General features: G+C 73.1%; 3 protein-coding genes. All 3 read left to right on the top strand.

Going from position 1 to position 25,368, the window contains the following annotated elements; all coding sequences use genetic code 11:
- A partial coding sequence (locus K6I34_RS07055; protein ID WP_308293972.1) for a beta-ketoacyl reductase occupies positions 1–1,924 on the top strand: 1,924 nt, incomplete at its 5' end.
- A 50-nt stretch (positions 1,925–1,974) separates the two neighbouring features.
- Positions 1,975–23,412 (top strand): type I polyketide synthase, encoded by a 21,438-nt coding sequence (locus tag K6I34_RS07050; protein ID WP_229323280.1) that lies wholly within the window; start codon positions 1,975–1,977, stop codon positions 23,410–23,412.
- A 183-nt stretch (positions 23,413–23,595) separates the two neighbouring features.
- Positions 23,596–25,368, top strand: a 1,773-nt coding sequence (locus K6I34_RS07045; RefSeq protein WP_229323282.1) for a type I polyketide synthase, incomplete at its 3' end; no start/stop codon positions are given.

The raw sequence follows: 25,368 nt of genomic DNA, 5'->3' as shown, positions 1-25,368 counted from the left end.
GTTCCGGCCCGAGTGGACGGCGCTGCCGCTGCTCGCAGAGCGGACCGGCGAGGTCCCGCCCGGCCGGCGCTGGGTGACGCTGGGCGACGAGCCGTTCGCGATCGCGGGCGCGGCCCTGGACGGCTACGCCGAACTGGCCGCGCTGGCCGCCGACGGCACCGCCCCGGACGTCGTGCTCGTCCCGCTGCCCGCGGCCGGTACCGGACCGCAGGTGCCCGACACCGCGCGGGCCGCCGCCCGCGCCGCCCTGGAGCTGGTGCAGGGCTGGGTGGCCGACCCCCGGTTCGACGACGCGCGCCTGGTGTTCGTCACCAGCGGCGCCGTCGCCGCCCTCGACGGCGAGGAGCTCGCCGACCCGGCCCACGCCGCCGTATGGGGCCTGGTCCGCGCGGCCCAGTCGGAGCACCCCGGGCGCCTCGTCCTGGTCGACACCGACACCGCCGACGCCTCCCGGCGGGCCCTGCCCGCGGCGCTGGCCACCGACGAGCCGCAGCTCGCCCTGCGCTCCGGTGCCGCCCACGCCTTCCGGCTGGCCCGCGTCCCGGCCCACGACACCGGCTCCGCGCCGGAGTTCGACCCGGACGGCACGGTCCTGCTGACCGGCGCGAGCGGCACCCTGGGCGCCCTGTTCGCCCGCCACCTGGTGGCCGAACGCGGCGCACGGCACCTGCTGCTGGCCAGTAGGCGCGGCGAGCAGGCACCCGGCGCGACGGAACTCGCCGCCGAACTGGCGGCGCTGGGCGCCGAGGTCACCTGGGCGGCCTGCGACGCCGCCGACCGCCGGGCCCTGGAAGGTCTCCTCGGCACGATCCCGGCCGCGCACCCGCTGACCGCGGTCGTGCACACCGCGGGCGCGCTGGACGACGGCGTGATCGGCTCGCTCACCGGCGAGCGGCTCGACGCGGTGCTGCGCCCCAAGGTGGACGCCGCGTGGAACCTGCACGAGCTCACCGAGGGCCTGGAGCTGTCCGCGTTCGTGCTCTTCTCCTCCGCCGCCGGTGTGTTCGGCAGCGCGGGCCAGGGCAACTACGCCGCGGCCAACACCTTCCTGGACGCCCTGGCCCGGCACCGCGCCGCCCGCGGCCTGCCCGCCACCTCGCTGGCCTGGGGCCTGTGGGCCGCGGCGGGCGGCATGGCGGGCAGCCTGGACGAGGCCGACGTGACCCGGATGCGCCGCGGCGGCTACGAGCCGCTGGCACAGGACGAGGGCCTGGCCCTGTTCGACCTGTCCGGCACGCTGGACGAGCCGGTGCTCGTCCCGATCCGGCTCGCCACCGGGGCGCTGCGCGCCCAGGCCGCCGCCGGCATGCTGCCCACGCTGCTGCGCGGCCTGGTCCGTACCCCCGCACGGCGGGCCGCGGAGACACCCGGCACCGCCGCGGGCGCCCCCGCCGCCACCGGCTCGCTCACCGAGCGGCTGGCCGGGCTGTCGGAGGCCGAGCGCGACCGCGAACTCCTGGACCTGGTCCGCACGCACGTGGCGGCCGTCCTCGGGTACGCGGGACCGGACGACGTCGACGCCGGCCGGGGCTTCCTCGACCTGGGCTTCGACTCGCTCACCGCCGTGGATCTGCGCAACCGACTGGGCGCGGCCGCCGGGCTGCGGCTGCCGGTCACGCTGATCTTCGACTACCCGACGCCCACCGCACTCGCCGGATACCTGCGCGAGGAACTCGGGGTGGACGGCGCGGACTCCGCGCTCCCGCCCGTACACGCAGAACTCGACAAGCTCGAGGCCATCCTCTCCGCGATCGGCCCGGACGACGTCGAACGCCCCGGAATCGCCGCCCGCCTGCGCGATCTCCTGTCGAAGTGGAATGAAACGCAAAGTGCAACGGACAGTGCCGCAGAGGACCGCGAAATCCAGTCCGCTACCGCGGACGAGCTCTTCGACCTGCTCGACGACGAGCTCGGGCTCGACTGACCAGCTCCACGTGAGCTTTCGGAACTACTGAGTACGTGGGGATGGCGTAAATGGCTGTGGCGAACGAGGAGAAGTACCTCGACTACCTCAAGCGGGCGACGACCGATCTGCGCGAAGCGCGTCGGCGACTGCGCGAGGTGGAGGAGCGGGAGCAGGAGCCCATCGCCATCGTGGCGATGAGCTGCCGCTACCCGGGCGGGGTCCGCACCCCCGAGGAGCTGTGGGAACTGGTGGCCCGCGGCGGCGACGCCGTCACGCCGTACCCCACGGACCGCGGCTGGGGCGAGGACGTGCTCTTCGAACCCGACCCGGAGAGCGGGCACGAGGAGTACGTCCGCGAGGGCGGCTTCCTGCACGACGCCGCCGACTTCGACCCCGGTTTCTTCGGCATCTCGCCGCGTGAGGCCCTCGCGATGGACCCCCAGCAGCGCCTGCTGCTGGAGACCACCTGGGAGACGTTCGAGCGCGCCGGGATCGACCCGGCGACGCTGCGCGGCAGCAAGACCGGCGTCTTCGCCGGCCTCATGTACCACGACTACGCCTCCCGGCTGTACTCGGCGCCCGAGGACGTCGAGGGCTTCCTCGGCAACGGCAGCACCGGCTCCATCGCCTCCGGCCGCCTCTCGTACACCTTCGGCCTCGAAGGCCCGGCCGTCACCATCGACACGGCCTGCTCGTCGTCGCTGGTCGCCCTGCACCTCGCCGCGCAGGCCCTGCGCACCGGCGAGTGCACGCTCGCCCTGGCGGGCGGCGTCACCGTCATGTCCACCCCCGGCACGTTCACCGAGTTCAGCCGCCAGCGCGGCCTGGCCGTCGACGGCCGCTGCAAGTCGTTCGCGGCGGCCGCCGACGGCACCGGCTGGGGCGAGGGCGTCGGCATGCTGCTCCTGGAGCGGCTCTCCGACGCCCGCAGGAACGGCCACCCGGTGCTGGCCCTGGTCCGCGGCTCGGCGGTCAACCAGGACGGCGCCAGCAGCGGCCTGACGGCGCCGAACGGCCCGTCGCAGCAGCGTGTCATCCGCCAGGCCCTGGCCAGTGCCCGTCTCTCCGCCGAGCAGATCGACGCCGTCGAGGCACACGGCACGGGCACGACGCTGGGTGACCCGATCGAGGCCCAGGCGCTGCTCGCCACCTACGGCCGCAACCGCTCGGCCGAACAGCCGCTGTGGCTCGGCTCGGTCAAGTCCAACCTGGGCCACACCCAGGCCGCCGCGGGCGTCGCGGGCATCATCAAGATGGTCATGGCGATGCGCCACGGCGTACTGCCCAAGACCCTGCACGTCGACGAGCCCACCCCCAACGTCGACTGGACGGCGGGCTCCGTCGAGCTGCTGACCGAGACCCGCCCGTGGCCCGAGACCGGCCACCCGCGCCGAGCGGCCGTGTCCTCCTTCGGCATCAGCGGCACCAACGCCCACACGGTGCTGGAGCAGGCCCCCGAACCGGAGCCCGTCGAAGCACCGGAGAAGCCGGCCGCCGCGCTGCCGCTGTGGACCCTGTCGGCGAAGAGCCAGGCGGCACTCCGCGACCAGGCCGCCAACCTGCTGGCACACCTGGCCGCCCACCCCGAGCAGCCCCTCGCCGACCTCGGCTACTCCCTCGCCACCGGCCGCGCCGCCTTCGACCACCGCGCCGCGGTCGTCGCGGACGACCGCGACGGCCTCGTCCGCGCCCTGGAGGCACTGACCCACGACGAGCCCGCCACCGGACTCGTCCAGGGGAAGGTCACCACCGGCAAGCGCGCGTTCCTGTTCACGGGCCAGGGCAGCCAGCGGCTGGGCATGGGGCGTGAACTGTACGCCGCCTTCCCGGTGTTCGCGGAGGCCCTGGACGCGGTCTGCGCCGCCCTCGACCCGCACCTGGACCGTCCGCTGAAGGACGTGCTGTTCGGCGACGACGCCGGGCTGCTGGACCAGACTGGTTGGACTCAGCCCGCGCTGTTCGCGATCGAGGTCGCGCTGTTCCGTCTCGTCGACGCGTGGGGCATCAAGGCGGACTTCCTGGCCGGTCACTCGATCGGCGAGCTGGCCGCCGCGCATGTGGCGGGTGTGTTGTCCCTGGAGGACGCCGCCAAGCTGGTGGCGGCTCGTGGCCGCCTGATGCAGGCGCTGCCGAGCGGTGGCGCGATGATCGCGGTGCAGGCGTCGGAGGACGAGGTTCTCCCGCTGCTCAGCGAGCGCGTGAGCATCGCCGCTCTCAACGGCCCGCAGTCCGTGGTGATCGCGGGTGACGAGGACGCGGCAACCGAGATTGCCGCTGCCTTCGAGCAGCAGGGTCGCAAGACCAAGCGCCTCACCGTCTCGCACGCCTTCCACTCGCCGCACATGGACGGCATGCTCGCCGACTTCCGGCGCGTCGCCGCGAGCCTGACCTACGCGGCCCCGCAGATCCCGGTCGTCTCCGGCCTCACCGGCGCCCCGGTCTCCACCGAGGAGATCACCGACCCGGAATTCTGGGTCCGGCACGTCCGCGAGGCCGTCCGTTTCCTCGACGGCGTCCGCGCCCTGGAGGACCGGAACGTCACCACCTTCATCGAGCTGGGCCCCGACGGCGTGCTCACCGCCATGGCACAGGACTGCCTGTCCCGCGAGGACGCCACCCTTGTGTCCGCTCTGCGCGCCGGGCGCCCGGAACTGCGCAGCCTGGCCTCCGCCCTGGCCGACGCCCACGTCCACGGCGTCTCCCCGGACTGGCACGCGGTCTTCGCCGGAACCGCGGCCGCTCGCGTGGATCTTCCGCTGTACGCCTTCCAGCGCGAGACCTACTGGCTCGACACCGGCTACCTCACCGGTGACATGGCCTCGGCCGGCCTCGGCGCCGCCGACCACCCGCTGCTCGGCGCGGCCGTCTCTCTCGCCGACACCGACGGCTTCCTCTACACCGGACGGCTCGGCCTGGACACGCACCCGTGGCTGGCTGATCACGTGGTGGCGGGTTCGGTGCTGTTGCCGGGTACGGCGTTCGTGGAGCTGGCGATCCGTGCCGGTGATCAGGTCGGTTGTGATCTGCTGGAGGAGTTGACGCTGGAGGCGCCGCTGGTGCTTCCGGAGGACGGTGGGGTACAGCTCCAGCTGTCCGTGGGCGCGCCGGACGCCGACGGCCGCCGCACCCTGGCGGTCTACTCCCGCGACGAGGCCGCCGCTGCCGACGTGCCGTGGCTGCGGCATGCTTCGGGCGTACTGGCCACGGCCGTCGTCGCGCCGTCGTACGACCTGTCCGCGTGGCCCCCGGCGGGGGCGGACCCGCTGCCGGTGGAGGGGCTGTACGAGGGGCTGGCCGAGGCCGGACTCGTCTACGGTCCCGTCTTCCGCGGGCTGAGGTCGGCCTGGCGGCTGGGTGACGAGGTCTTCGCGGAGCTGGAGCTTCCCGAGGAAGCGGCGGCGGACGCGGGCCTGTTCGGGCTGCACCCGGCGTTGCTGGACTCGGCGTTGCACGCGGTGGGCCTCGGCGGCCTGACCGACGACGCGGACGGGGCCCGGCTGCCCTTCGCCTGGTCCGGTGTGTCCCTGCACGCCGTGGGCGCCTCCGCGCTGCGCGTCCGGCTCGCCGCCACCGGTACGGACGGGGTGTCGCTGGCGGTCGCCGACGGCACCGGCCGTGCCGTGCTGTCGGTGGACTCGCTGGTGCTGCGGCCCGTGTCCGCCGAGCAGATCAGCGGCGCCGCACGCGGCACACGACAGGACTCCCTCTTCCGCCTCGACTGGGCCGAGGTGTCCGCCACCGCCCCCGCGGGCGGCAACTGGGCGCTGCTGGGCCCCGATGTGTTCGACCTGGCGGCGGCCGTCGGCGACCGGCTCGACGTCCACGCCGACCTGGCCGCGCTGACCGAGGCACTCGACGCGGGCACGCCCGCACCGGACGAGGTGCTCGTCGCGTTCGCGCCCGGCACCGAGGCCGACCCCGTGGCGGTGCATGCCGCCACGCGCCGGGCGCTCGCCCTCGTCCAGGCGTACCTGGCCGACGATCGCCTAGCGGACTCCCGGCTGGTGGTACTGACCTCCGGCGCGGTGGCCGTGGGCCCGGGCGGGGCCCCGTCCGACCTGACGAACTCCGCCGTCTGGGGCCTGGTGCGCTCCGCCGAGTCGGAGAACCCCGGCCGCTTCGTCCTCGTTGACCTCGACGACAGTGACGACTCCGCCCGAGCCCTCCCCGCCGCGCTCGCCTCCGGCGAACCGCAGCTCGCGGTCCGCGAGGGCACACTGCGCGCGCCGCGCCTGGCGCGGGTGCTCCGCGAAGCAGCCGACTCCGTACGGGAGTTCACCGCCGACGGCACGGTGCTGGTCACCGGCGCGAGCGGCACCCTCGGCGGCCTGTTCGCCCGTCACCTGGTCACCGAGCACGGCGTACGGCACCTGCTGCTGGTCAGCCGTCGCGGCGGGGACGCCCCGGGCGCGGAGGACCTCGCGGCCGAACTCGCCGAGGCAGGCGCCGAGGTGACGTGGGCGGCCTGCGACGCGGCCGACCGCGACGCGCTGGCGGCAGTGATCGCGGCCGTCCCGGCGGCACACCCGCTGACCGGTGTGGTGCACACGGCCGGTGTGCTGGACGACGGCGTGATCGGCTCGCTCACAGGCGAGCGGCTGGCGAAGGTGCTGCGCCCCAAGGTGGACGCGGCCTGGCACCTGCACGAGCTGACCCGGGACCTGGACCTTTCCTCGTTCGTCCTGTTCTCCTCGGCCGCCGGTGTCTTCGGCGGCGCGGGCCAGGCCAACTACGCGGCCGCCAACGCCTTCCTGGACGCGCTGGCCGCGCACCGCCGGGCGGCGGGCCTGCCCGCGAGCTCGCTCGCGTGGGGCCTGTGGGCCGCCGAAGCGGGCGGCATGGCGGGGGAGCTGGACGAGGCCGACGTCTCCCGGATGAACCGGTCAGGTGTCGCCGCCCTCTCCGCCGACGAGGGCCGGGAGCTCTTCGACGCCTCCGCCCGCTCCGGCGAAGCACTGCTGGTGCCCCTGCGGCTGGACCTCGCGACCGTACGCGCCCAGGCCACCGCCGCCTCGGGCGCCGTCGCCCCGCTGCTGCGCGGCCTGGTGCGGGTGCAGGCCCGCCGCACGGCCCAGGGCTCCGCCCCCTCGGGCGCGCTGGCGCAGCGGCTGGCCGGGCTGGGCGAGGCCGAACGCCTCGACGTCCTGCTGGAGCTGGTCCGCACCCAGGTCGCCGCCGTGCTGGGCCACGGCTCCGGCGCGGCGGTGGACCCCGAGCGCGCCTTCCGCGACCTGGGCTTCGACTCGCTGACGGCGGTCGAGCTGCGCAACCGCGTGAACGCCGTCACCGGCCTGCGGCTGCCCGCCACCCTGGTCTTCGACTACCCGACCTCCGAGGTGCTCGCCCGCCACCTGCGCGACGAGCTGACCGGCTCCGCCGAGTCGGCGGGCGTCGTGGCACGCACCGCTGCGGTCGACGACGAGCCGATCGCCATCGTCGCCATGAGCTGCCGCTACCCCGGTGGGGTCCGCACCCCCGAGGAGCTGTGGCAGCTCCTCGCCGCGGGCCGGGACGCCATCACCGAGTTCCCGGCCGACCGCGGCTGGGACCTGGACTCCCTCTACCACCCCGACCCGGAACACCCGGGCACCAGCTACACCCGCGAGGGCGGCTTCCTGCACGACGCCGCCGACTTCGACCCCACGTTCTTCGGCATCTCGCCGCGCGAGGCCCTGGCCACCGACCCGCAGCAGCGCCTGCTGCTGGAGACGAGCTGGGAGGCGTTCGAGCGCGCGGGCATCGACCCGGTGACGCTGCGCGGCAGCCGCACCGGCGTCTTCGCCGGTGTCATGTACCACGACTACGCCACGCTGGTGGAGCAGGCCCCGGACGGCGGCGGCGAAGGCGCCCTCGGCTCCGGCAGCACCGGCTCCATCGCCTCCGGCCGGGTGGCCTACACCTTCGGCCTGGAGGGCCCGGCGGTCACCATCGACACGGCATGCTCGTCGTCGCTGGTCGCGCTGCACTGGGCGATCCAGGCGCTGCGCGCCGGCGAGTGCGAACTCGCCCTGGCGGGCGGCGTCACCGTGATGGCCACCCCCGGCACCTTCGTCGGCTTCAGCCGCCAGGGCGGCCTGTCCGCCGACGGCCGCTGCCGCGCCTTCTCCGCCGACGCGGACGGGACCGGCTGGTCCGAGGGCGTGGGCATGCTGCTCGTCGAGCGGCTGTCGGACGCGCGGAAGAACGGTCACCCGGTGCTGGCGGTCGTGCGCGGCTCGGCGGTCAACCAGGACGGTGCGAGCAACGGCCTGACGGCTCCGAACGGACCCGCGCAGCAGCGCGTCATCCGCCAGGCCCTGGCCAGTGCCGGTCTGTCGGCCGCGGATGTCGACGTCGTCGAGGCGCACGGTACGGGTACGACGCTGGGCGACCCGATCGAGGCGCAGGCGCTGCTGGCCACGTACGGTCAGGAGCGGGACGGGGAGCGGCCGTTGTGGCTCGGCTCCATCAAGTCGAACCTGGGCCACACGCAGGCCGCGGCGGGTGTCGCGGGCATCATCAAGATGGTGCTGGCGATGCAGCACGGCGTGCTGCCGCAGACCCTGCACGCGGACCAGGCGTCCCCGCACGTCGACTGGTCGGCGGGCGAGGTCTCGCTGCTGACCGAGCCGGTGGAGTGGCCGGAGACGGGCCGTCCGCGCCGCGCGGGCGTCTCCTCCTTCGGCATCAGCGGCACCAATGCCCACACCATCATCGAGCAGGCTCCGGCCGCACCCGCCGAAGCCGCCGCTGCCGCCGTCGCCCCGACGGCGGCCCACGGTGCCGGGGTGGTGCCCTGGATCCTCTCCGGCCGCAGCGCGAACGCCCTGCGCGCCCAGGCCGAGCGCCTCCTCGCCCACGTCACCGCCCACACCGAGCTGAGCCCCCACGACCTCGGGCACTCCCTCGCCGTCGGCCGGACCGCCTTCGACCACCGCGCTGTCGTCTTCGCCGGCGACCACGCCGGGTTCATCTCCGGTCTTGAGGCACTCGCCGAGGGCCGCAACGCGGCCACGGGTCTGGTGACGGGTTCGGTGGCCGGTGGCAAGACGGCCTTCCTGTTCACGGGCCAGGGGAGCCAGCGGCTCGGGATGGGGCGTGAGCTGTATGACGCCTTCCCGGCGTTCGCGGAGGCGTTCGACGCGGTGTGCGATGCGCTGGACGGGCATCTGGAGCGTCCGCTGAAGGACGTGGTGTTCGGCGAGGATGCCGAACTGCTGGATCAGACGGGTTTCACGCAGCCTGCGCTGTTCGCGGTCGAGGTGGCGTTGTTCCGTCTCGTCGAGGCGTGGGGTGTGAAGGCCGACTTCCTGTCGGGTCACTCGATCGGTGAGCTTGCTGCTGCGCATGTGGCGGGTGTGCTGTCGCTGGCGGATGCGGCGAAGTTGGTGGCGGCTCGTGGTCGTCTGATGCAGGAGCTTCCGGCCGGTGGCGCGATGATCGCGGTGCAGGCGTCGGAGGACGAGGTTCTTCCGCTGCTGACGGAGGGCGTCAGTATTGCCGCCCTCAACGGTCCGCAGTCGGTGGTGATTGCCGGTGACGAGGACGCGGCTGTTGCGATTGCCGCGACGTTCGAGACGCAGGGTCGTAAGACCAAGCGTCTGACGGTCTCTCACGCGTTCCACTCGCCGCGTATGGACGGCATGTTGGAGGAGTTCCGTGCGGTGGCCGAGGGGCTGTCGTACGAGGCCCCGCGCATCCCGATCGTTTCCGGTCTGACGGGTGCGGTGGCCTCCGCGGAGGAGATTGCTTCGGCTGACTTCTGGGTCCGTCACGTCCGTGAGGCCGTGCGTTTCCTCGACGGCATCCGTGCCCTTGAGGAGCACGGCGTCACCACCTTCGTCGAGCTCGGCCCCGACGGGGTACTCACCGCCATGGGGCAGGAGTGTGCCCAGGGCGAGGGTGCCGCGTTCGTCGCCGTGCTGCGCAAGGACCGTGGCGAGGCCGAAGCCCTCACCGCTGCCGTCGCCCGGGCGCACGTTCGCGGGGTGAAGGTGGACTGGGCGGCGTTCTTCGCCGGTACCGGCGCCGTACGCGTCGACCTCCCCACCTATGCCTTCCAGCGCGAGCGCTACTGGCCTGTTCTCCCGGCGTCCCGCGCCGCCGGCACGGCGGGCCTCGGCCTGGCGGCGATCGAGCACCCGCTGGTGGGTGCCGCGGTCCCGCTGGCCGGTGGTGAAGAGCTGCTGCTGACCGGCCGGATCGGCCTGGACACGCACCCGTGGCTGGCTGATCACGTGGTGGCGGGTTCGGTGTTGTTGCCGGGTACGGCGTTCGTGGAGCTGGCGATTCGTGCCGGTGATCAGGTCGGTTGTGACCTGCTGGAGGAATTGACCCTGCAAACGCCGCTGGTGCTTCCGGAGGACGGTGGGGTGCAGCTCCAGCTGTCCGTGGGGGCGCCGGACGCCGACGGCCGCCGTTCGCTGGCGGTCTACTCCCGTGTCGAGCAGGGCGAGGCGGACGCGCTGTGGCTGCGGCATGCTTCGGGCGTGCTGGCCCCGGGTGCCGCGACGCCGTCGTACGACCTGTCCGCTTGGCCCCCGGCGGGCGCTGTCGCGCTGCCGGTGGAGGGGCTGTACGAGGGGCTGGCCGAGGCCGGGCTCGTCTACGGTCCCGTGTTCCAGGGGCTGAGGTCGGCCTGGCGGCTGGGTGACGAGGTCTTCGCGGAGCTGGAGCTTCCCGAGGAGGCGGCGGCGGACGCGGGTCTGTTCGGGCTGCATCCGGCGTTGCTGGACTCGGCGTTGCATGCGGTGGGTCTTGGTGGCCTGGTCGGTGGTGAGGACGGGGCCCGGCTGCCGTTCGCCTGGTCGGGTGTTTCGCTGCACGCTGTGGGTGCTTCGGTGCTGCGGGTGCGGCTGGCTGCCACGGGCGCCGAGGGCGTGTCGCTGGCTGTTGCCGATGGTGCGGGTCGTGCCGTGCTGTCGGTGGACTCGCTGGTGCTGCGGCCCGTGTCCGCCGAGCAGATCAGCGGCGCCGCGCGCGGCACACGGCAGGACTCCCTCTTCCGCCTCGACTGGGTGACGCTTCCCGCGACCGTCTCCTCCGCCCCCGTGCCGCAGAGCCGTTGGGCGGTCCTGGGCTCCGCCGACTTGGCGCGCCGTGTTGTGGGCGACCAGGTCGCGGCCTACGCGGACCTGGCGGAGCTGACGGCGGCCGTGGAGGCCGGCGCGGCTGTGGAGTTCGTCTTCGTGGCGCCGCCCGAGGTTGTCGGCGAAGAGACCGCTGCCGCCGCGCACACCGCGACGGCCGAGATGCTGGCCCTGGTGCAGGAGTGGCTGGCGGACGAGTACTTCGCCGACTCCCGCCTGGTGGTGCTCACCTCGGGCGCGGTGGCTGTCGGCTCCGACGAGCCGGTGACGGACCTGCCGGGCGCGGCTGTCCGGGGCCTGGTGCGCTCCGCCGAGTCGGAGAACCCTGGCCGCTTCGTCCTCGTCGACCTCGACGACAGTGACGACTCCGTCCGTGCCCTGCCCACCGCGCTGACTTCCGGTGAGTCGCAGCTTGCCCTCCGCACGGGCGTGGTGCGTGCGCCGCGCCTGACGCGGGTGCTCCCCGAAGTGGCTGACTCCGTGCGGGAGTTTGCTGCTGGTGGCACGGTGTTGGTGACGGGTGCGAGTGGGACGCTGGGTGGTCTGGTGGCCCGGCATCTGGTTGTCGAGCGTGGTGTGCGGCATCTGCTGCTGGTGAGTCGTCGTGGTGGCGCTGCTCCGGGTGCGGAGGGGCTGTCGGCTGAACTGGGCGCCCTGGGTGCTGAGGTGGCGTGGGCGGCGTGCGATGTGGCCGACCGTGATGCGCTCGCTGGTGTCCTTTCGGCGATTCCGGTGGAGCATCCGCTGACCGGTGTGGTGCACACGGCCGGTGTGCTGGACGACGGCGTGATCGGCTCGCTGACGTCGGAGCGGCTGGCGCGCGTCTTCCGGCCGAAGGTGGACGCTGCCTGGAACTTGCACGAGCTGACGCGGGATCTGGATCTGTCTGCGTTTGTGTTGTTCTCTTCGGCTGCTGGTGTGTTCGGTAATGCGGGGCAGGGCAATTACGCCTCTGCCAATGCCTTCCTGGACGCGCTTGCTCAGCACCGTAAGGCTGCCGGTCTGCCCGCTTCCTCCCTGGCGTGGGGTCTGTGGGCGGATGAGGCCGGTATGGCTGGTGAGCTGGCCGAGGGTGATGTGTCGCGGATGAGCCGTGGCGGTGTGGACGCGTTGACGGCTGCTGAGGGGCTGGAGCTCCTCGACGCGGCCGGCCGCAGCACCTACCCCTTGCTCGTCCCGATCCGGCTCGACATGGCCGCGCTGCGCGCCCAGGCAGCCAACGGAACACTGCCCACCCTGCTGACCGGTCTCGTCCGGGTGTCCGCACGTCGCGCCGCCGAGGGTGCCGCTGCATCCGGCGCGGTGGCACGGCGCTTGGCCGGGCTGGACGAGGCCGAACAGCGGCTCGTGCTGCTGGAGCTGGTGCGTACACAGGTCGCCACCGTGCTCGGATACGCGGGCACGGAAGCGGTCGAGGCCGAACGCTCCTTCCGTGAGCTGGGCTTCGACTCGTTGACGGCGGTGGAGCTGCGGAATCTGCTGGGTGCGGCGACGGAGCTGCGGCTGCCCGCGACGCTGGTGTTCGACTACCCGACTCCGGTCGTGCTGGCGGACTTCCTGCGTGCCGAGCTGGTGGGCGCGGTGGCGGACGTCGCCGGTCCGGTGGTCGTGGCTGCTGTCGATGACGAGCCGATCGCGATCGTGGGTCTGGGTTGCCGTTACCCCGGTGGTGTGGAGACCCCGGAGGACCTGTGGCGGCTGGTGATGGAGGGCCGGGACGCGATCTCGGAGTTCCCGACCGACCGCGGCTGGGACCTCGACGCCCTCTACCACGCCGACCCGGACCACAACGGCACCAGCTATGCCCGTGAAGGCGGCTTCGTCGACGAGGCGGGCCACTTCGACCCCGGCTTCTTCGGTATCTCGCCGCGTGAGGCGCTGGCGATGGATCCGCAGCAGCGTCTGCTGCTGGAGACGTCGTGGGAGGCGTTCGAGCGCGCGGGTATCGACCCGGGTGTTCTGCGCGGCAGCCGTACCGGTGTGTTCGCCGGTGTCATGTACCACGACTACGCCTCCCTGCTGGAGCGAGTGCCCGAGGGCGTCGAAGGCTTCCTCGGTACCGGTAACGCGGCGAGTGTGATCTCGGGTCGGCTGGCGTACACCTTCGGGCTCGAGGGCCCGGCGGTGACTGTCGACACGGCGTGCTCGTCGTCGCTGGTCGCCCTGCACTTGGCCGTCCAGGCGCTGCGCAACGGCGAGTGCGAACTCGCCCTGGCGGGTGGTGTGACCGTGATGGCCACTCCCGCGGCGTTTGTGGAGTTCAGTCGTCAGCGTGGTTTGGCGGCCGATGGCCGGTGCAAGGCGTTCTCCGCCGAGGCGGACGGTACGGGCTGGTCCGAGGGTGCGGGCATGCTGCTCGTCGAGCGGCTCTCCGATGCGCGGAAGAATGGCCACGAGGTGCTGGCGATCGTCCGTGGCAGCGCGATCAACCAGGATGGCGCGAGCAACGGTCTGACGGCTCCCAACGGCCCGTCGCAGCAGCGTGTCATCCGGCAGGCGCTCGCCAACGCCGGTCTGACGACCGCGGATGTCGACGCGGTCGAGGCGCACGGCACCGGCACCACTCTGGGCGACCCGATCGAGGCGCAGGCGCTGCTGGCCACGTACGGTCAGGAGCGGGACGGGGAGCGGCCGTTGTGGCTCGGCTCCATCAAGTCCAACATGGGTCACACGCAGGCCGCCGCCGGTGTCGCGGGCATCATCAAGATGGTCATGGCGATGCGTCATGGCGTGCTGCCGAAGACGCTGCACGTGGATGAGCCGTCGTCGCACATCGACTGGTCGGCGGGTGAGGTCTCGCTGCTGGCCGACGCGGTGAAGTGGCCGGAGACGGGTCGTCCGCGCCGGGCTGCTGTGTCCTCCTTCGGCTTCAGCGGCACCAACGCCCACACGATCATCGAGCAGGCCCCGGTGGACGAGGCCGTCACGGCCGGGTCCGAGACCGCACCGGTGACCGACGCGGGCGTTCTGCCCTGGACCCTCTCGGCGAAGACGGCCGACGCACTGCGCGCCCAGGCCGACCGGCTCCGCCGTCACCTCGCGGACCACGCGGACCTCGTCCCCGCCGACCTCGGCTACTCCCTGGCCGCCACCCGCGCCGCCCACGAACACCGCGCCGTACTGGTGGCCCAGGACCACGCCGGATTCCTGACCGCCCTGGACGCGCTCGCCGAAGGCCGCAACGCGGCCGCCGGCCTGGTCGCGGGCTCGGTGGCCGGGGGCAAGACTGCGTTCCTCTTCACGGGCCAGGGCAGCCAGCGGCTCGGCATGGGACGTGAGTTGTACGCCGCCTACCCGGCGTTCGCGGAGGCTTTCGACGCGGTCTGCGACGCGCTGGACCAGCACCTGGAACAGCCCCTGAAGACCGTGGTCTTCGGCGACGACACCGACCTGCTGGACCAGACCTGCTGGACTCAGCCCGCGCTGTTCGCGGTCGAGGTGGCGCTGTTCCGCCTCGTCGAGGCATGGGGCGTCAAGGCCGATTTCCTCTCCGGCCACTCGATCGGTGAGCTCGCTGCTGCGCATGTGGCGGGTGTGCTGTCGCTGGCGGATGCGGCGAAGTTGGTGGCGGCTCGTGGTCGTCTGATGCAGGAGCTTCCGGCCGGTGGCGCGATGATCGCGGTGCAGGCCTCGGAGGACGAGGTCCTGCCGCTGCTGACCGACGGCGTGAGCATCGCCGCCCTCAACGGCCCGCAGTCGGTGGTGATTGCGGGTGATGAGGACGCGGCTGTGGCGATCGCGGCCGGTTTTGAGGCGCAGGGTCGTAAGACCAAGCGTCTGACGGTCTCTCACGCGTTCCACTCGCCTCGCATGGACGCGATGCTGGACGACTTCCGTGCTGTCGCCGAGACGCTGTCGTACGAGTCCCCGCGTATCCCGATCATCTCGAACCTGACGGGTGCTCTGGTCTCCGCCGAGGAGATCACCGACCCCGGCTTCTGGGTCCGTCACGTCCGTGAGGCCGTGCGTTTTCTCGACGGCATCCGTGCCCTGGAAGCCCAGAACGTCACCACCTTCGTCGAGCTCGGCCCCGACGGTGTCCTGACCGCCATGGCGCAGGACTGCGTCACCGGTGACAACGCGGCGTTCGCTCCGGTGCTGCGCGCCGGGCGGCCCGAGGCGGAGTCGTCGGTGGCCGCTGTGGCCCGGGCGTACGTCCGTGGGGTGAAGGTGGACTGGGCGACGTTCTTCGCCGGTACCGGCGCGGCACGCGTCGCCCTGCCCACGTACGCCTTCCAGCGCAAGCGCTACTGGCCCGATGTCTCGGCCGTCGGCCTCGGCGGTACGGCCGGTCTGGGGCTCGGTTCGGTCGATCACCCGCTGGTGGGTGCCGTGGTGCCGCTCGCCGGTGGCGAGGGGCTGGTGCTGACCGGCCGGATCGGTCTGGACACCCACCCGTGGCTGGCCGATCACGCGGTCATGGGCTCGGTGCTGCTGCCGGGCACCGCCTTCGTGGAGCTGGCGATCCGCGCCGGTGACCACATCGGCTGCGACCTGCTGGAGGAGCTGACCCTGGAGGCGCCGCTCGTGCTCCCCGAGCACGGCGGCATGCAGCTCCAGTTGTCCGTGGGCGCGCCGGACGCCTCCGGCCGCCGTTCGCTGGCGGTCTACTCCCGCCACGAGGACGCGACCGCCGACGTGTTGTGGCTGCGGCACGCCTCCGGCCTGCTGGCAGAGGGCGCGCCCGTTGCCTCCTTCGACCTGAGCGCCTGGCCGCCGGCCGGTGCGGAGAAGGTCGGGACCGAGGGACTGTACGAGGGGCTGGCGGAGACCGGTCTGGCCTACGGTCCCGTGTTCCAGGGGTTGAGGTCGGCCTGGCGGCTGGGTGACGAGGTCTTCGCGGAGCTGGAGCTGCCGGAGGAGGTGCGAGCCGACGCGAGCCTGTTTGGGTTGCATCCGGCGTTGCTGGACTCGGCGTTGCATGCGGCGGGTCTTGGTGGCCTGGTCGGTGGTGAGGACGGGGCTCGGCTGCCGTTCGCCTGGTCGGGTGTTTCGCTGCACGCCGTGGGTGCTTCGGTGCTGCGCGTGCGGCTGGCTGCCACCGGTACGGATGGGGTGTCGCTGGCGGTCGCCGACGGTACCGGCCATGCCGTGCTGTCGGTGGACTCGCTGGTCCTGCGCCCCGTCTCCGCCGACCAGATCGACGGCGCGGCGCGTAGCGGACGACAGGACTCGCTCTTCCGGCTCGACTGGGCCGAGGTGTCCACCACCGGTTCCACGGGCGACCGCTGGGCCGTACTCGGCACCGACGTCTTCGGGCTGGCCGCCGCCGACCCGGCGATTCCGGTCCACCCGGAATTGGCGACGCTGGCCGAGGCAGGCGCTGTGGCACCGAGCGACGTGCTGTTCGCTTGCACGGCCGACGCCGACGCCGACGGTGGACCGGCTGCCGTACACCGGGCCGCCACCGAGACGCTCGCCCTGGTGCAGGAGTGGCTGGCGGACGAGCACTTCGCCGACTCCCGCCTGGTCCTGCTGACCAAGGGAGCCGTGGCCACCGACACCGGTGAGCCGGTGACGGACCTCGCGGGTGCCGCGGTCTGGGGACTCGTACGCTCCGCCCAGTCCGAGAACCCCGGGCGTTTCGTTCTCGTCGACCTCGACGGTACGAACGACTCGCTGCGCGCTCTCCCGGCCGCTCTGGCCTCCGACGAACCGCAGCTCGCCCTGCGCGACGGCACGCCGCGTGCCCCGCGCCTGACGCGGACGCTCCCCGAAGTGGCCGACTCCGTGCGGGAGTTTGCTGCTGGTGGCACGGTGTTGGTGACGGGTGCGAGTGGGACGCTGGGTGGTCTGGTGGCCCGGCATCTGGTTGCCGAGCGTGGTGTGCGGCATCTGTTGCTGGTGAGTCGTCGTGGCGGGGACGCTCCGGGTGCCGAGGAACTGGCGGCCGAGCTGGCCGATTCCGGTGCTTCTGTCACCTGGGTGGCCTGTGATGTGGCCGACCGGGATGCTCTCGCCGACGTGCTTGCGGCGATCCCGGCCGACCACCCGCTGACCGGTGTGGTGCACACGGCCGGTGTGCTGGACGACGGCACGATCGGCTCGCTCACCGCCGAACGGCTGGCACACGTCTTCCGGCCCAAGGTGGACGCCGCCTGGAACCTGCACGAACTCACCCGTGAGCTGGACCTCTCCGCCTTTGTCCTGTTCTCTTCGGCTGCTGGTGTGTTCGGTAATGCGGGGCAGGGCAATTACGCCTCTGCCAATGCCTTCCTGGACGCTCTCGCCCAGCACCGTAAGTCGCTGGGTCTGCCGGCCTCTTCCCTCGCGTGGGGTCTGTGGGCGGACGAGAGCGGCATGGCGGCCGAGGCCGATGTGTCGCGGATGAGCCGTGGTGGTGTGGACGGGCTGACGGCTGCCGAGGGGCTGGAGCTCCTCGACGCGGCCATCGGCGGCACCGCCGACGCCGTACTGGTCCCGATCCGGCTCGACGTGCCCGCGCTGCGCGCCCGGGCCGCTTCCTCCGGTACGGTCGCGCCGCTCCTGCGCTCCCTGGTCCGGCTGCCGGGTCGCCGTGCCGCCGAGGGCGCCGCCGCATCCGGTGTCCTGGCCCAGCGGCTCGCCGGGCTGGACGAGGCCGAACAGCGGCTCGTGCTGCTGGAGCTGGTTCGTACCCAGGTGGCCGCCGTACTCGGCCACGACTCCACCTCTGCCGTGGAGCCGCACCACTCCTTCCGTGAGCTGGGCTTCGATTCGCTGACGGCGGTGGAGCTGCGGAATCTGCTGGGTGCGGTGACGGAGCTGCGGCTGCCCGCGACGCTGGTGTTCGACTACCCGACTCCGGTTGTGCTGGCGGACTTCCTGCGTGCCGAGCTGGTGGGCGCGGTGGCGGACATCGCCGGTCCGGTGGTCGTGGCTGCTGTCGATGACGAGCCGATCGCGATCGTGGGTCTGGGCTGCCGTTACCCCGGTGGTGTGGAGACCCCGGAGGACCTGTGGCGACTCGTCGTCGAGGGCCGGGACGCGATCTCGGAGTTCCCGACCGACCGTGGCTGGGACCTCGACGCCCTCTACCACCCGGACCCCGACCACCCCGGCACCTCGTACACCCGCGAGGGCGGATTCGTCGACGAGGCGGGCTACTTCGACCCGGCGTTCTTCGGTATCTCGCCGCGTGAGGCCCTCGCCATGGATCCGCAGCAGCGGCTGCTGCTGGAGACGTCGTGGGAGGCGTTCGAGCGCGCGGGTATCGACCCGGGTGTTCTGCGCGGCAGCCGTACCGGCGTGTTCGCCGGTGTCATGTACCACGACTACGCCTCCTCGCTCCCGGCCCTGCCGGAAGGTGTCGAGGGATTCGTCGGCACCGGTAACGCGGCGAGTGTGATCTCGGGTCGGCTGGCCTACACCTTCGGGCTGGAAGGCCCGGCGGTCACCGTCGACACCGCGTGCTCCTCCTCGCTGGTCGCGCTGCACCTGGCTGTTCAGGCGCTGCGCAACGGCGAGTGCGAACTCGCGCTCGCCGGTGGTGTGACCGTGATGGCCACCCCGGCGCCGTTCGTGGAGTTCAGTCGTCAGCGTGGTTTGGCGGCCGATGGCCGGTGCAAGGCGTTCTCCGCCGAGGCGGACGGTACGGGTTGGTCCGAGGGTGCGGGCATGCTGCTCGTCGAGCGGCTCTCCGATGCCCGGCGCAACGGTCACCCGGTCCTCGCCGTCGTGCGTGGCAGCGCGATCAACCAGGACGGTGCGAGCAACGGTCTGACGGCTCCGAACGGTCCGTCCCAGCAGCGTGTCATCCGGCAGGCGCTCGCCAACGCCGGTCTGACGACCGCCGAGATCGACGCGGTCGAGGCGCACGGCACCGGCACCAGCCTCGGTGACCCGATCGAGGCGCAGGCCCTGCTCGCGACCTACGGCCAGGAGCGACCGGAGGGACAGCCGCTGTACCTGGGCTCCTTCAAGTCGAACGTCGGCCACACGCAGGCCGCGGCCGGTGTCGGCGGCATCATCAAGATGGTCATGGCGATGCGCCATGGCGTGCTGCCGAAGACGCTGCATGTGGACGAGCCGTCGCCGCACATCGACTGGTCGGCGGGTGAGGTCTCGCTGCTGGCCGATGCGGTGGAGTGGCCGGAGACCGGGCGTCCGCGCCGGGCTGCTGTGTCCTCCTTCGGTTTCAGCGGCACCAACGCCCACACGATCATCGAGCAGGCCCCGGTCGCCGATCAGCAGCCCGTGGCGCCCGCCGCCGCGGTGCCGCCCGTCGTGGCGCTGCCGCTGTCGGGGAAGACGGCCGACGCACTGCGTGCCCAGGCCGACCGGCTCCGCCGTCACCTCGCCGACCGTACGGATCTCGCCCCCGCCGACCTCGGCTACTCCCTGGCGACCACCCGTGCCGCCCACGACCACCGCGCCGTTGTCGTGGGCGCGGACCAGGACGCCCTGGTAGCCGGCCTGGAGGCGCTGGCACGCGACGAGTCGGCCGCGGGCCTGGCCGCCGGTTCCGTAGCCGACGGCAAGACCGCGTTCCTGTTCACCGGCCAGGGCAGCCAGCGGCTCGGCATGGGCCGTGAGCTGTACGCCGCCTACCCGGCGTTCGCGGAGGCGTTCGACGCGGTCTGCGACGCGCTGGACAGGCACCTGGAACAGCCCCTGAAGACCGTGGTCTTCGGCGACGACGCCGACCTGCTGAACCGGACCGGCTGGACCCAGCCGGCCCTGTTCGCCCTGGAGGTCGCGCTCTACCGGCTGGTCGAGGGCTGGGGGCTCACCCCCGACGTCCTCTCCGGCCACTCGATCGGCGAGCTGGCCGCCGCGCACGTCGCCGGGGTGCTGTCCCTGGCGGACGCGGCGAAGCTGGTCGCCGCCCGTGGCCGCCTGATGGAGGAACTCCCCTCCGGCGGCGCGATGATCGCCGTCCAGGCGTCGGAGGACGAGGTCCTGCCGCTGCTCACCGACGGCGTGAGCATCGCCGCCCTCAACGGCCCGCAGTCCGTGGTGATCGCCGGTGACGAGGACGCGGCCGTCGAGATCGCCGCGACGTTCGAGCAGCAGGGCCGCAAGACCAAGCGCCTGACGGTCTCGCACGCGTTCCACTCGCCGCGTATGGACGGCATGCTGGACGGCTTCCGGGCCGTGGCGGAGAGCCTCACCTACGAGGCCCCGCGCATCCCCGTCGTCTCCAGCCTCACCGGCACCCCGGTCTCCGCCGAGGAGATCACCGACCCCGGCTTCTGGGTCCGCCACGTCCGCGAAGCCGTCCGCTTCCTCGACGCCGTACGCGCCCTGGAGGCCGAAGGCGTCACCACCTTCATCGAGCTCGGCCCCGACGGAGTACTCACCGCCATGGCACAGGACTGCGCCACCGACCCCGACGCGGCGACGTTCGCCACCGCCCTGCGCACCGGACGCCCCGAACCGGAGGCGCTCGCCGCCGCCGTGGCCCGGGCACAGGTCCGGGGCGTGCCGGTGGACTGGGCGGCGTTCTACGCGCACACCGGCGCCCGCCGGATCGACGACCTGCCCACCTACCCCTTCCAGCGCAAGCGCTACTGGCTGGAGGCCCCGGCCGGTGCCGCGGGCGACGTCGCCTCGGCCGGACTGGGCTCGGCCGGCCACCCCCTGCTGGGCGCGGCCGTGGACCTGCCCGACTCCGACGGCCTCCTCTTCACCGGACGGCTCTCGCTGCGCAGCCACCCCTGGCTGGCGGACCACACCGTCATGGACACAGTGCTGCTCCCCGGCACGGCGCTCGTGGAACTGGCCGTGCGCGCGGGCGACGAGGTCGGCTGCGACCTGCTGGAGGAACTGACGCTGGAGTCACCGCTGGTGCTCCCGGAGCGCGGCGGCGTCCAGCTGCGGGTCACCGTCGGCGCCCCCGACGAGGCGTCCGGGCGGCGCACGCTGCACATCTACTCGCGCCCCGAGGACGCCGCCGACGAGCCGTGGACCCGGCACGCGGCCGGTGCGCTCGCGGCGACCGGCACCGGCACCGCCGCCGCCCCGGCGGCCGTACCGGAGGAGTGGCCCCCGGCCGGTGCCGAAGCGGTCGACACCGACGGCTTCTACGCGGCCTTCGCCGCCCTCGGCCTCGGCTACGGCCCCGTGTTCCAGGGCCTGCGTGCCGCCTGGCGGCGCGGCGACGAGGTGTTCGCCGAGGTCGCCCTGGGCGAGGCACAGCGGGACGAGGCCCGTGCGTACGGGCTGCACCCGGCGCTGCTGGACTCGGCGCTGCACGCGGTGGGCCTCGGCGCCTTCTTCGCAACGGAAGACGCGGGAGACGGGGGAGAGGACACCGAGCGCGCCCGGCTGCCGTTCGCGTGGGACGGGGTCCGGCTGCACGCCGTCGGCGCCGCGGCGCTCCGGGTCCGGGTGTCCCCGGCCGGGACGGGCGCGGTCGCGCTGGCGATCGCCGACGAGGCGGGCACACCGGTCGTCTCCGTCGACTCGCTCGCGCTGCGGCCGCTCGACGCCGACCAGTTCACGTCCGTGAACACCGCCCACCACGACGCGCTGTTCCGCATCGACTGGGCCCCGCTGTCCGCCCCGGCCGCGCCGTCGGCCGGGCAGGCGGCACGTGCCTACGCGATCCTCGGCGCCGGTGAGCCCGCGGTGGCCGCCGCGCTGGAGGCGGCGGGCGTGGGCACCGGGACGTACGAGTCCCTCGCGGCCCTCGGGGCGGCGGTGGACACGGACGGCACGGCACCGGACGTCGTGCTGCTGCCCTGCCCGCCCGACCTGGCCACCGCGGGCGACACCGCGGCCGCGGCGCACGCCGTCACCGGCCGGGTGCTGGCCCTCGTACAGGAGTGGATCGCCGACGAGCGGTTCGCCGACTCCCGGCTCGTCCTGCTGACCCGCGGCGCCGTGGCCGTACGCGACGGCCTGGCGGACGACGGCACCGAGGCCGAGACGGTCGGGGACCTGGCGCACTCCGCCGCCTGGGGCCTGGTCCGCTCGGCACAGGCCGAACACCCGGGCCGGTTCGTCCTCGTCGACGTGCAGGCCGACGCCGATGGCGACGGCGGCAGCGACGGCGCGGACGCCCTGCTCAAGGAGCTGCCCGCCCTGCTGGCGACGGACGAGCCGCAGCTCGCGCTGCGCGCCGACGGCTGGCACGCCCCGCGCCTGGCCCGGGTCGCCTCGCTCGCCGAGGAGACCGTGCCGGACTTCGACGCGGCGGGCACCGTACTGATCACCGGCGCCACCGGCACCCTGGGCGCGCTCCTGGCCCGGCACCTCGTCGCCGAGCGCGGCGTACGCCACCTGCTGCTGACCAGCCGCCGGGGCGCCGAGGCGCCGGGAGCCGCCGAACTCGCCGCGGAGCTGGCCGAGTCCGGCGCCCAGGTCACCTGGGCGGCGTGCGACGCGGCCGACCGCGACGCCCTCGCCGCCGTACTCGCCGCCGTCCCGGCCGCGCACCCGCTCACCGCGGTGATCCACGCCGCCGGTGTGCTGGACGACGGCATCGTCGAATCGCTCACCCCGGAACGGCTGGCCAAGGTGCTGCGCCCGAAGGTGGACGCGGCGTGGAACCTGCACGAGCTCACCCAGGACCTGGACCTGTCGGACTTCGTGCTGTTCTCCTCGGCGGCCGGTGTGTTCGGCAACCCGGGCCAGGGCAACTACGCGGCCGCCAACGCCTTCCTGGACACGCTCGCCCAGCACCGCCGCGCCCAGCACCGCCCGGCCGTCTCCCTGGCCTGGGGCCTGTGGGAGGACGAGGGCGGCATGGCCGCCACCCTCGCCGAGGCCGACCGGCAGCGGATGAACCGCGGCAGCATGGGAGCGCTCGGGAACGCGGAGGGCCTGGCCCTGTTCGACGCGGCCTGCCTCGCCGAGCACGCCCTGCTCGTCCCCGCGGCACTGGACATCGCCGCGCTGCGCGCCCAGTCCACGTCCGGCGTGGCGCCCCTGCTCCGCGGACTGATCCGCACCCCCGTGCGGCGCGCCGCCGCCGGTGGCGCGGCGGAGCAGGCGGTGAGCGTCCTCGACCGGCTCGCGGGCATGTCCGCGGCCGAACGGGACCGCTTCCTGCTCAACCTGGTCTGCACCCAGGTGGCCACCGTGCTGGGCCACAGCGGCGCGGGCGCGATCGAACCCGGCGCGGCCTTCAAGGAACTGGGCTTCGACTCGCTCACCGCCGTGGAGCTCCGCAACCGGCTCGGCGCCGCCACCGGCCTCCGGCTGCCCGCCACGCTGATCTTCGACTACCCGACCCCCGCGGCCCTCGCCGACCACCTGCGCGCGGCACTGCCGCAGGGCGACGGCGGCCCGACCGTGTTCGGCGAACTCGACCGGCTGGAGGCCGCCCTGGCCACGGCGGGCGACGACAGCGTCACCCGCTCGCGGATCACGATGCGCCTGCAGGCCCTGATGGCCAAGTGGAACGACGCCCAGGACGCGACGACGACCGATGACGACCCCGCTGACGACCTCGAATCCGCAACCGACGACGAGCTCTTCGATCTGCTCGACGACGAACTCGGCTCCTCCTGAACGGGAGCGTCCTGAATCGATGAGCACTACCTCCCTTTCCGCAAGGAGCCGACGGCAATGGTGAACAAAGACGCAGCCGGACGATCGACCGGCAACGCATCCGGGAACTCCGGGAACTCCGCGAGCTCCGGAAACTCCGGAAACTCCGGAAACAAAGACGCAGCCGTGAGCAAGGGCACAGCCGTGAACAACGAGGACAAGCTCCGCGACTACCTCAAGCGGGCGACCGCCGACCTGCGTCAGGTGCGCCGCAGGCTCCGCGAGGTCGAGGAGAAGAACCAGGAACCCATCGCCATCGTCGCGATGAGCTGCCGCTACCCCGGAGGCGTACGGACCCCCGAGGACCTGTGGCGGCTCGTCGCGGGCGGCGAGGACGCGATCTCCGGCTTCCCGACCGACCGCGGCTGGGACGTCGAGACGCTCTACGACGCCGACCCCGAGCAGGCCGGCTCCAGCTACGTCAGCGAGGGCGGATTCCTCTACGACGCCGGTGGTTTCGACCCGGCGGTGTTCGGGATCTCGCCGCGCGAGGCGATGGCCATGGACCCGCAGCAGCGGCTGCTGCTGGAGACGTCGTGGGAGGCGTTCGAGCGCGCGGGCATCGACCCGACCGCCCTGCGCGGCAGCCGCACCGGCGTGTTCGCCGGCGTGATGTACCACGACTACACCTCGCGTCTCGGCGCCGTGCCCGAGGGCGTCGAGGGCTTCCTGGGCACCGGCAGCTCCGGCTCCATCGCCTCCGGCCGCGTCTCGTACACCTTCGGTCTGGAGGGCCCGGCGGTCACCGTCGACACGGCGTGCTCGTCGTCGCTGGTCACCCTGCACATGGCGGTACAGGCGCTGCGCTCGGGCGAGTGCTCGCTGGCGCTGGCGGGCGGTGTGACCGTGATGGCCACCCCGTCCACGTTCACCGAGTTCAGCCGCCAGCGCGGACTCGCCGCCGACGGCCGCTGCAAGCCCTTCGCGGCCGCCGCCGACGGCACCGGCTGGGGTGAGGGCGTCGGCATGCTCCTCGTCGAGCGGCTCTCCGACGCGCAGAAGAACGGCCACCCCGTGCTGGCCGTCGTGCGCGGCAGCGCCATCAACCAGGACGGCGCGAGCAACGGCCTGACCGCCCCCAACGGCCCGTCCCAGCAGCGCGTCATCCACCAGGCTCTCGCCAACGCCCGCCTCACCACGGCCGACGTGGACGCGGTCGAGGCCCACGGCACCGGTACGACGCTGGGCGACCCCATCGAGGCCCAGGCGCTGCTCGCCACCTACGGCCAGGACCGCTCGGCCGACCAGCCGCTGCTGCTCGGCTCCATCAAGTCCAACATCGGGCACACGCAGGCCGCCGCCGGTGTCGCGGGCATCATCAAGATGGTCAAGGCCATCGAGCACGGCGTACTGCCCAAGACCCTGCACGTCGACGAGCCGACCCCGCACGTCGACTGGGCGGCGGGCGCCGTCTCGCTGCTGACCGAGACCACCCCGTGGCCCGAGACCGGCCACCCGCGCCGAGCAGCCGTGTCCTCCTTCGGCTTCAGCGGCACCAACGCCCACACCATCCTCGAACAGGCGCCCCTCCCCGAGGAGTCCGACTCCGACGAGGAGACGGCCGGAGCGCCGCAGCCGTCGGCCGAGCCCAGAACACTGGACGTGCTGCCGTGGCCGGTCGCCGGCAAGAGCCAGGCCGCGCTGCGCGCGCAGGCCGAGCGGCTGCTGGCCCATCTGCAGTCCGACCCGACGGCCCGCCCGGTCGACGTGGGCCTGACGCTGGCGACCGCACGCGCCGCCCTGGACCACCGCGCCGTGGTCCAGGGCAAGGACCGCGAGGAGCTGCTGGCCGGTCTTGCTGCTCTGGCTGAGGGCGGTATGGCGTCTGGTGTGGTGCAGGGGTCTGCGGCCGGTGGTCAGGTGGCCTTTGTGTTCCCGGGGCAGGGTTCGCAGTGGGCGGGCATGGCGGTCGGGCTG

The organism is Streptomyces sp. UNOC14_S4 (assembly GCF_020740835.1).
Classification (GTDB): Bacteria; Actinomycetota; Actinomycetes; order Streptomycetales; family Streptomycetaceae; genus Streptomyces.
This window is presented reverse-complemented; position numbering and strand designations above follow the sequence as displayed.